The sequence below is a fragment of the bacterium genome, assembly GCA_022616075.1.
Taxonomy (GTDB): Bacteria; Acidobacteriota; HRBIN11; order JAKEFK01; family JAKEFK01; genus JAKEFK01.
Genome location: JAKEFK010000239.1, coordinates 1 through 9402, shown reverse-complemented (window position 1 = coordinate 9402; position 9402 = coordinate 1). Strand labels below are relative to the sequence as shown.

Sequence of the window (9402 nt, the reverse complement as noted above, 5' to 3'; positions counted from 1 at the left end):
GCGGTTCGGAGTTCCTTTGTTCGATATTCTGCGGTTTAATATCCTTTTGCGAAAATCCTTCTAAAAAAACAAGAAGTTCAACGTCAGTAGTACGAGCTAATTCATTTATCTCTCAGCGGAGCGATAACGATCATTGATGCCAAGATTGAAACCTTCGTGGGCTGAATTTTTCGCAAAACCACGATAGATGGTTCCGCATCGATAACAAATAGTAATTACAGGCAACAACAAATACAACAACAGGTCGATTAAAGCGCACACAAACAAGCTGATCAATTTTGTAAAAGGAGCCAATATCGCTCCCATTGCGGCAATCCCACATCCAATCTTGCGGTTGAAATCTTTTTGTATGTAAAGGTCCCTGCAGCGACAGATCACGCAAAATTGGATCCCTGATTTTTCATTGGAAGAGTCCTCAAGCGCTCCGTAGGATTTACCGCAGGAAACACAGGTAACCGGGTTCGAAAAATCTTCCTGCTGATTTACCGATCCACAGGCTGCGCAACGGAATTCAATTTCCATGAAACTTCACAGTGAGAGGCCGGTTTTTAGGAAAAGATATGCGCCGGTAATTTCTCCAACGAGACAAAAAACCAGAACCACATAAAGGATCCCGGTTGCCGATTGGGTGGACCGGATTCGAACGCAATAATATGTCAGGATCGAAAGCGCCAGAGTGAGAAAAAGCCCTAAGGCGATGCGCTGCAAAAAGAAAATTCCATAGAGCTCATAAAAATGGATGGATTTCAAATGTGTCTGGTTGGTGAAAAAGGCTTCCGCAAGAAATGCGGAGCGGATCAGAATGGCTGCGATTAAAGCGATCGTTAAGATCTTTAAATACGTGATCGGTAATTTCGGGGCTACCAGATACCAGTGTCCCAGCAACATCGCGACCGAACTCGAACCGAGCACAAGCGCCGCAGGCAACTGCCAGAGCACGGAACTCATCGGATTCCCTTTCAGCAATAGGAAAAAAGAGAGAAATACACACAAAGCCAGGAAAGGATAATAAAGAGAATCCTTTTGCGAAAAAAGAAACGCAAGAAGAATGCTGGCAGTAAGGATGTAAAACTCAACAGGAAAATTCCCCCAGAACGCCAGAACCCAGAGAGCCCAGGCCAGGATCGTATGAAATCTCCCGAACCCGGAACCGATTTTAGAAGGCGGAACGAAGCCGATGAGGAGAAGGATGCCGGTGGCGAGCTGCCCTAGGGTGTGAAAGACGATCGAATGGAGCAAAGCAGTTTAACAAAGTAGCGCGGACGTCCCGTCTGCGCAGTTTCGCAGGCGAGACGCCCGCGCTACTGGCGTCTCAGGCGTTGAATGAAGATCCGCATCCGCAAGTGGACTTGGCGTTTGGATTACTGAATGTAAATCCTCTTCCCAGCATCGTATCTACATAATCGAGCTGAGTCCCATCCAAAACCTTGAAGCTGCGGTCATCGATCATGACTTTGACGCCATGATGTTCAAAAACCATATCATTGGGCTGCACCTGATCGTCAAATGCAAGATCGTAAGAATACCCGGAGCAACCGCCGGCGAGAACTTTAACTCGCAAACCGAGTTGCGGATTGTTGTACTGGTTGATCAGCGTCTGTATCTCCTTCGCTGCGCCTTCCGTAACCATAAACATGGATTCGCTTTCCTCCTTGGTCCCTCCTAGTATAAGGTCCAGGGCTCAAGGGTTCAAGAGTTTAAAAGTTCAAGGGTTCCAGGGTTTGCGCTGGGTCAGGCTGAACCAGTTGCCGGAATTATCTTTGAAGATGGCTTCCACCCCGTAAAACTTCTCCTCTGGAGGAGCAACAAATTCCACTCCGTTTTTGGAAAGCTGTTGATAAGCCGCGCGACAATCGGGTGTCTCAAAAACACCCGCGCCCATCGCCCCTTTTTGAACAAGAGCCTTCATCTGATTTGCGGTGTTTTCATCGAACATCATTCCCGGTTTAATCTCCATCAGCACAATCTCCAGATCTTTTTGATCTTTTGGACCGACTGTTAACCATCGAAATCCGCCTTCCATGGTGTGGTCGGTTCGAACTTCAAAACCGAGCTTATTCACGTAAAAATCGTGCGCTTCTTGCTGATTGAGCACCCAGATCGTCATATGAGAGAGTTTACTGATCATTTATCCCTCCTTATTTTTACAGAGAGAATTCTAGGGGATTTATGGTGGTCTTACTTCTCGAAAATTGCTAAGATGCGCGGCCGAGCGGAATTTTCCACATTTGAATGAAACATTCAGGGATGAGGATTCCCTTCCGCACAACGATCTGAACACGGTAGGACAAAGGTGAATTACCCACCATACGGTGAAACAGCGTGCTGAATGATCCGAGGCTTTGAAAACCTACCTCAAAACAAATGTCAGTAACGGAGCGGCGTGTTCCCTGGAGTAATTCCTTGGCTTTTTCAATTCTTCGACGCGTCAGGTATTGATGGGGAGTCTCCTGAAAGAGTTGCCGGAACAAGCGAAGAAAATGATACTGCGAAAAACAAGCTTCTTTTGCAATCTGATCCAGATTCAAAGGCAGTTGATAAGAATCATTCATGAACTCTCGCGCGCGGCTCAGTCGATTGACTGTGTCCCGGTCCATAAGAACTAATTTAGCGCAAAGTCGCCCAGACATAAAGCGGCAATTCAAAGTGTAGTCATAAACAGCCCGCAATAATATGAGCAGCAAAGAGAAAAATCCACAAAGCGGCAGGCAGCCATGGATGCCACCGGTCTGTCCACTCCACAAATCTTTGCATTCGCTTCCAACGCAACGCAGCAATCACGCCGAAGGCGGCAAGAATGTAATATACAGGAAAGAGATATCGGCTTGCCCTATGATCAAACAGGCTGAATGCAGCAAGATAAGCGGTGATGATACCTAATACAAAGAGAACTCCAATAATCTCTCTTGATGTCCGGGATTGCCGCAGATTCTGTCTAATCCATCGTCTTTCCTTATAAAGCGTAACAATCGCAAACAGACTCCACGGGAATGCATACCAGATCATTACGCCGGTGTACCAAAGAAGGTTGTAAAGTTTTTGGGGAATTACGAGCCACCCTTCTTGTAGTTGCGATCTTGCCAGCCATCGCTTCAGATAAATGAATGCGAAGGACTCCCCTGTTACATCCCTGTAAGTAATTTCATACGCAAATGCGATTCCCAATACGGCCAGTACAGCAACTGCAAAGCCTACATAAGCCGTGCGTGATTTCTCCATACGCGATCTCAAAAACAGCCACAATGCACATGCAAAGACTCCAAACGCCACGAATATACCCTTCACAAGCATCATAAAAATGAGGGCGGCCGCCGTTAGAATCGCAAAAAAGGGGTTGCGTTGAGAACGTTCCGTCGCATACAGAGCCAACAGTAAAAAAAGGAGGACGGCCTGCTCATGATTTGCCCGAATGCGGTACACAAATGATATGGGAAGAAGCTGAAGGAACCACAAAAGCGAGTGCGCTTCACGTTTCTCCGTTAACAACCTTGCCAGATGTGCGATGAGAACCAGGGTTGCGATTTGGTAAACGCAATTGACCACATAAGCGGCTTGCATAGCGGGGAAGCCGAGCCATATCAGCAAAGCCGGTAGCAGGAAAATACCGACGGGATGCTCGCGAAAAAGATCTTCTCCGACCCAACGAGGTGCGATCCACTGGCGAAACGGACGTTCTGCTATTTGTGCTGACAAGTCGGCATAGAGAACTGAATCGGAATCCCGAGTATAGTAATCCAACTTCGCCAAAACTACTGCAGCGATCATTAACGCGCTGGCCCAAAGGAGTACCTGTTTTATACGCTTCACGTGTATGCAAATTTAACGCAAAGACTCAAAGACGCGAGGACGCGCAACGCGTCGACGATCTTCAGCGAGGGAAACAGACGCGGGCGATTGTTCCGGAGCTTCGTTTGATCGACAGTTCACCACCGAGCTGCCTGGCAAGGGTGGAAACCAATTTGAGGCCTAGAGTTTTTGATCCTTCGATGGGAATATTCTCTGACAAGCCGATTCCGCCGTCAGCAATTTCCAGACAATAGTCTTGTCCATCTGCGTAGAAGCGTACCGTCACGTCTCCATGATCTTGACCCGGAAATGCGTGTTTGACCGCGTTTGTAAGTAGCTCGTTAAGGATCAATCCGCAGGGAAGGACTTTGTCAGGATGCAATTGTTGATTTTCGATTTCGAATCTCAAAGAGATTGTCCTCCGATCACCGTTATATTGATCCAACATGGCCTGAGTCAGTTCTTTGACATATTCAGCGAAGTTCAAACCATCTGACTGCCGGTCTTGAAATAACTTCTGATGAAGCAAAACGATCACCTGAACGCGGTTCTGGCAATCCTGTAAAATCGCCTGGACTGCTTCATCATCGTTGTGTTGGCGCTGAAGACTCAACAAACTGATCAGAATTTGCAGATTATTCTTGACGCGGTGATGTATTTCCTTCAACAGCGTTTCTTTTTCTTCTACAGTCCTCTTGAGTTCCTCTTCCAAAGTTTTTTCGGCAGTAAAATCGATCATGGAGCCACAATAACCTGCGAAAATACCATCAACAAAAACCGGACAGGCAGAATCTTTCATCCAATGATAATGTCCGTCTTTTTCTTCAAGCCGGAATGTGCGATCAAAGGGCTCCTGTTTTACAGAAGCTTTCACGTGAATATCCAGTGCATTCTTCAGATCGTCCGGATGGATCCCTTCAATCCAGCCCAGACCCTTTTCCTCTTCCAGAGTTCGTCCGCGAAATTCGAGCCAGGGCCGGTTGAAATACCTGTAAAGACCATTTTCATCGCTACGCCATAAAAGCACAGCGGCACAATCGAGAAGGTCCGCTGTGCCCGGTTCGGTTGAATGAATTCCTGTCATTCCATTCTTTCCTTTCCCTCCTAAACCCAACGTCACCCATGTCTTTCTTCGTTTCGGTTGAGGAAGCTGTTCGTTCGTTTGTTTAGAATGAGACTCTATCATCAGTAGAACCTTCCTGGCCGCTGAGGTACTTGAAAATTATCGCCGCACCTTTTCCATCCGTCCCCACTCGTGTCAGGACATTGAAAGTATATCTGTATTATACGTTTATGTTTATCAGGGTCAAAAAACATCGCCGGCTCCACGTATAGAAGCAAACAGCAGATCTGCCATAATAAGCGCATGGCCGCTTCTATCGAAGGAACCCAGGAGGGCGCCTCGCTCCGCTTCGCAATCATCGCAAGCAGGTACAATTCTTTCATTACAGATCGCTTGCTGCAGAGCGCTCTGGAGGCGCTAATCACTCAGGGAGTAAATGAAGAAAACATTCAAATCGTAAGAGTGCCCGGATCGTTTGAGATTCCTCAGGCGGCGCGCAAGATTGCGGAAACAAAGAGACAGGATGCAATTATTTGTCTTGGCGCGCTGTTGAGAGGTGAGACATTGCATTTTGAATTGATCAGCTCGGAATGCGCGAGAGGAATCCAGAACGTGGCTGCCGAGTTCGGAATTCCTGTGACGTTTGGAGTCATTACGGCGGACACAATGGAACAGGCTGTCGCCCGCGCCGGGGAACGTTCGGAAAATAAAGGCTGGGAATCAGCCATGGCCGCTGTAGAAATGGCGAATCTCTACAGAAAACTAAAGGGATGAACCGCCAAGACGCCAAGGCGCCAAGTGAAAATATCAAAGAGTTTTCTTGGCGTCTTGACGACTTGGCGGTTAAAAAATGACTAAAATAGAGGCATGAGAAGGAAGGCAAGAGAATATGCGCTGCAGATCCTGTACGCTCTGGATCTGAATCCCGCCGCGACCGGGGACTTCTTAAAAGTTTTCTGGGAAATTAATGAAGCGAAACCGGAAATTGTCGAGTACGCTTCCCTACTTGTAAAAGGGACTCTTGCGAATCAAGAAAAAATCGATTCCTTGATCTCCAGCCATTCCAGTCACTGGAAAATCGATCGAATGCCGGCAACCGATCGCAACATCCTGCGCATCGGAACGTACGAGTTGCTGGAAGAACAAACCGTTCCGCCAAAAGCAGTGATCAACGAAGCCATCGAGATTGCTAAAAAATTTGGAACAACTGATTCCGCAACTTTTATCAACGGCGTGCTGGACAGCATTCATCAGGAATTGCAAAAAGCTTCTCAACACGCATGAATACAGCGATGAAGACAGCTCTGGTTGTCGAAGACTCCGCGATCATGCGCGAGTTCATCGTTTCTTCCCTTTCCGCTTTGCCGAATATTCTCTCCGTGCAGGCAGCTAACGGATTCGAAGCTCTCAAGGCCCTCCCACAGCAGTCAATCGATATCATTCTTACCGACATCAATATGCCGGACATCAATGGTCTGGAGCTTCTCAGTTTTGTAAAAAACCACCCTGAATACTGCACGATTCCGGTCGTCATTATTTCCACAGAAAAAAGTGAGGCAGACCGCAAACGAGGGATGGCGCTTGGCGCTGATGATTATCTGGCGAAACCATTCGACCCGCGAGACCTGCACGTGATCATTCGAAAAATTTTGAAGATAACAGAAGAGAACAAAGGAACGAAGGCTAATTTTTTTACAGAAGGACGCAAAGGACGCGAAGAAAATAAAGAATAAATCTTTGCGATCTTTGCGTCCTTCTGTTCAAAAATGAAAGATAAGGAATCTGCTAAAAAAGAGTTTCTCAGCGAGGCAGAAGAATTACTGGAGGAGCTCACAACAGGGCTGCAACAGCTCGAAGAATCGCTAAAAAACAACAAAATACGTCCTGACCTGATCAATAAACTTTTCCGCGAATTTCATTCTTTAAAAGGCATTTCCGGAATGCTGGGATTTGACGGCATTTCGAATTTCACGCACGAGCTGGAAAACATGCTGGATCATCTCCGTCTTGGCAAAATGGAATTACGGGAAAAGACGGTCGATTTGCTGTTTCAAGCAATCGACCTTCTCAACAAAATGCTTGCTGCTATCAAAGAGAATTCAAAGGAAAAAGTCGACCCTTCCAGTCTCGTTCGAACCATTGGACAGATGATGGCTGCGGGAGTGACGGCGCCTGAAGCGGGCGCGTTTCCCGAATTGAATCTGGATGAACAAACTATTCTTTCCTTTACAGAATATGAAGAACACCGGCTCAGAGAGAATATTCGCAACCGGCAACATATTTACAGCATCCGGCTTCTTTTAAATAATTCTACTTTTGACAGGGAGCTGCGTGAAATCAACGACCGGCTGTCCCGACACGGAGAAATCATTTCCACTTTGCCGTACTTCGATGTTGCTGCCGGACCTGACACAATGCTGTTCCGTTTAATTTACGGCAGCGAGCAGAGTCCGGAGGCGCTGCTTCAGCATTTGAATCGCGCGGACGTTGAGATAAGCAATATTGGAAAAGGCCGGGAACGGCAGATCGTTCCTCCTCAACCCGGGGAAGAATTAAAGGAACAGGAAACCGCCGCCGAAGATACACTTCGCAGTATTTCAAACACCGTTCGCGTGGATATCCAGAAACTGGACGACGTCATTAACGTCATTGGAGAGCTTGTCATCTCCAAAACAATGATCAGCAATTTAAGCCGCGAGCTTATGGCCGCCGGCTCCACGTCGCGCTACGGCGTGGCGCTGTCGCGCGCCGCTGCGGAATTGGAAAAGAAATTGAATGATCTGCAGCATCGCGTAATTGAAACGAGACTCGTTCCGGTTGGACAGCTTTATCACAGGCTGGCGCGAATGGTGCGCAAGATTTCGCGCGAAACCGGCAAGACCGTGCAAATCGAATTCTTTGGAGAGGGTACCGAACTGGACAAGATCATGATCGAGCAAATCTCCGATCCTTTGATGCACGTTGTGCGAAACGCCATTGATCACGGAATCGAATCCAAGGAGGAACGGCGCAGAGCGGGCAAACCGGAACAGGGACTCATCAAAGTAAGCGCTTTTCAGCGTGGCAATAATGTTGTGATTCAGGTGCAGGATGACGGTCGCGGAATCCAGGTTTACAGAGTCCAGGAACATGCAAGAAGGCGTGGATTAATACCCAAGGACCGCGTGCTGGACCAAACCGAAACATTGGAAATCATTTTTGCGCCCGGCTTTTCTTCTACAGATAAGGTCACCGAATTATCGGGAAGAGGAGTGGGGCTCGATGTTGTAAAAAGAAACATTGCCGAGTTAAAAGGAAGTATCTCCGTTTTTACGGAAGAAAACCGTGGTTCTGTTTTTGAAATCACTTTACCGATTACACTCGCCATCATCCAGGCATTGATCGTAAGAATAGGACAAGTCAAATACGCGGTTCCACTCAGCTCTGTAGCGGAAACGGTTCGGATTTTTTCCCGCGATATACAGACGGTCGACCGAAAAGAGGTTTACTACCTGCGCAATAGAACCATTCCACTGATTCTGGTGGATCAATTCTTTGATCTTCCACGAAATGGCTCCCGCCAGAAAGCATTCGTGATTGTTATCCAGATGGCCGAACAATTTTTCGGACTCGTGGTGGATGAGCTCGTCGGACAGCAGGAAATCATCATTAAGTCTATGGGAGATAAGTTGAAAAATGTTCCGGGAATTGCCGGAGCCACGGAAATCGGAGAAAGAAAACCGATTCTGGTGCTGGATGCTGAATCAATGATCGAAGAAGTGACGCACGGCAAAATCAGAGGACTTTAACGAAGAAGCGCGGACGTCTCGTCTGCGCAAGTCTCGCAGGCGGGACGCCCGCGCTACTTTGCTAAGACGCTTTTTATGTCAAAAACTCCGGCGAAGCGTACATCTGACAAACAGGTGGATGTTGTGCAGAAACTGCTTTCGCGGATAGGCGAAGCGCAGGATGATACCGAAGATCTGGTGGTGCAGGAAGTCGAAGAAACACTGGAGGCTTTGGTTTTTCAATTGGACCGGGAGAAGTATGGGATCCCGATTGAGCATGTGCTGGAAATCATCCGGTTTGTGGAAGCGACAGAAGTGCCCCATACTGTAAGTTTTCTGGATGGAATCATCTCCTTGCGGGGAGAAATGATTCCTGTGATCAACGGAAGGAAACGTTTGGGCCATGAGCCGAAAACTCCTGATAAGCGAACAAGAACCATTGTTTTGCAGGTGGGTTCAAATCGCTACGGCATTGTTGTAGACGCGGCGACTCAAGTGGTTCACCTTCAGAAAAAAAATATTGAACCGACCCCGCCGGTTGTTGTTGGAATTGACGCAGAGTTCATTGAAGGAGTCTGTGAGCACAAAGGACAGCTCATAATTCTTTTAAATCTGAAACGTTTTCTTGAGTTTGCATAATGGCCCTGCTAAAGCTAGAGGATATTCTTCATCTCGCGCGCTCGACTGATGTGGACGATCGCGAGACGGCGGCGCGGGAACTGCAAAATCATCCATTCGACGCGACCGTTCGAGCTACGCTATTAGATTTGATGGGGGATTCCGATT

Annotated in this window: 11 protein-coding genes and 1 pseudogene; 5 read left to right on the top strand and 7 right to left on the bottom strand. The window is 47.5% G+C overall.

The genetic code is table 11. The features are described from left to right. Positions 1-105: 105 nt before the first annotated feature. The 7 genes from L0156_19885 to L0156_19855 form a co-directional block, all read right to left on the bottom strand. Positions 106-522, bottom strand: a complete 417-nt coding sequence (locus L0156_19885; GenBank protein ID MCI0605253.1) for a hypothetical protein — start codon at positions 520-522, stop codon at positions 106-108. A 6-nt stretch (positions 523-528) separates the two neighbouring features. Beyond that, positions 529-1239: a hypothetical protein gene (locus tag L0156_19880; protein MCI0605252.1), complete on the bottom strand. Its 711-nt coding sequence runs from the start codon at positions 1237-1239 to the stop codon at positions 529-531. A gap of 73 nt (positions 1240-1312) precedes the next feature. Beyond that, positions 1313-1636 (bottom strand): iron-sulfur cluster insertion protein ErpA, encoded by a 324-nt coding sequence (gene erpA / locus L0156_19875; protein ID MCI0605251.1) that lies wholly within the window; start codon positions 1634-1636, stop codon positions 1313-1315. 69 nt (positions 1637-1705) lie between these two features. Further along, positions 1706-2128: a VOC family protein gene (locus tag L0156_19870; protein MCI0605250.1), complete on the bottom strand. Its 423-nt coding sequence runs from the start codon at positions 2126-2128 to the stop codon at positions 1706-1708. 67 nt (positions 2129-2195) lie between these two features. Further along, the gene (locus L0156_19865) at positions 2196-2597 is read right to left on the bottom strand and encodes an AraC family transcriptional regulator (GenBank protein MCI0605249.1); all 402 of its coding nucleotides are present in this window, start codon (positions 2595-2597) and stop codon (positions 2196-2198) included. A gap of 55 nt (positions 2598-2652) precedes the next feature. Then, the gene (locus L0156_19860) at positions 2653-3807 is read right to left on the bottom strand and encodes a glycosyltransferase family 39 protein (protein ID MCI0605248.1); all 1155 of its coding nucleotides are present in this window, start codon (positions 3805-3807) and stop codon (positions 2653-2655) included. A 61-nt stretch (positions 3808-3868) separates the two neighbouring features. Further along, entirely contained in the window at positions 3869-4972 is a 1104-nt protein-coding gene (locus L0156_19855) for a PAS domain-containing protein (GenBank protein MCI0605247.1), read from the bottom strand. Between the two features lie 180 nt (positions 4973-5152). Between L0156_19855 and ribH the strand changes: the two genes are divergently transcribed. The 5 genes and pseudogenes from ribH to L0156_19830 all read left to right on the top strand — a co-directional run bounded on the left by ribH (position 5153) and on the right by L0156_19830 (position 9255). Beyond that, positions 5153-5623: a 6,7-dimethyl-8-ribityllumazine synthase gene (ribH, locus tag L0156_19850; GenBank protein MCI0605246.1), complete on the top strand. Its 471-nt coding sequence runs from the start codon at positions 5153-5155 to the stop codon at positions 5621-5623. Between the two features lie 93 nt (positions 5624-5716). Further along, entirely contained in the window at positions 5717-6133 is a 417-nt protein-coding gene (nusB, locus tag L0156_19845) for a transcription antitermination factor NusB (GenBank protein MCI0605245.1), read from the top strand. A gap of 8 nt (positions 6134-6141) precedes the next feature. Further along, a pseudogene (locus tag L0156_19840) lies at positions 6142-6495 on the top strand (response regulator). A gap of 120 nt (positions 6496-6615) precedes the next feature. Next, positions 6616-8637: a chemotaxis protein CheA gene (locus tag L0156_19835; GenBank protein ID MCI0605244.1), complete on the top strand. Its 2022-nt coding sequence runs from the start codon at positions 6616-6618 to the stop codon at positions 8635-8637. 75 nt (positions 8638-8712) lie between these two features. After that, positions 8713-9255, top strand: coding sequence for a chemotaxis protein CheW (locus tag L0156_19830; GenBank protein ID MCI0605243.1), 543 nt, complete (start codon positions 8713-8715; stop codon positions 9253-9255). Positions 9256-9402 lie beyond the last annotated feature (147 nt).

What these genes read in the sequence shown, in the direction of transcription:
- L0156_19885 (MCI0605253.1), bottom strand. Translation starts at nt 522, where the DNA reads ATGGAAATTGAATTCCGTTGCGCAGCCTGTGGATCGGTAAATCAGCAG.
- erpA (MCI0605251.1), bottom strand. Translation starts at nt 1,636, where the DNA reads ATGTTTATGGTTACGGAAGGCGCAGCGAAGGAGATACAGACGCTGATC.
- L0156_19870 (MCI0605250.1), bottom strand. Translation starts at nt 2,128, where the DNA reads ATGATCAGTAAACTCTCTCATATGACGATCTGGGTGCTCAATCAGCAA.
- L0156_19865 (MCI0605249.1), bottom strand. Translation starts at nt 2,597, where the DNA reads ATGGACCGGGACACAGTCAATCGACTGAGCCGCGCGCGAGAGTTCATG.
- L0156_19855 (MCI0605247.1), bottom strand. Translation starts at nt 4,972, where the DNA reads ATGATAGAGTCTCATTCTAAACAAACGAACGAACAGCTTCCTCAACCG.
- ribH (MCI0605246.1), top strand. Translation starts at nt 5,153, where the DNA reads ATGGCCGCTTCTATCGAAGGAACCCAGGAGGGCGCCTCGCTCCGCTTC.
- nusB (MCI0605245.1), top strand. Translation starts at nt 5,717, where the DNA reads ATGAGAAGGAAGGCAAGAGAATATGCGCTGCAGATCCTGTACGCTCTG.
- L0156_19835 (MCI0605244.1), top strand. Translation starts at nt 6,616, where the DNA reads ATGAAAGATAAGGAATCTGCTAAAAAAGAGTTTCTCAGCGAGGCAGAA.
- L0156_19830 (MCI0605243.1), top strand. Translation starts at nt 8,713, where the DNA reads ATGTCAAAAACTCCGGCGAAGCGTACATCTGACAAACAGGTGGATGTT.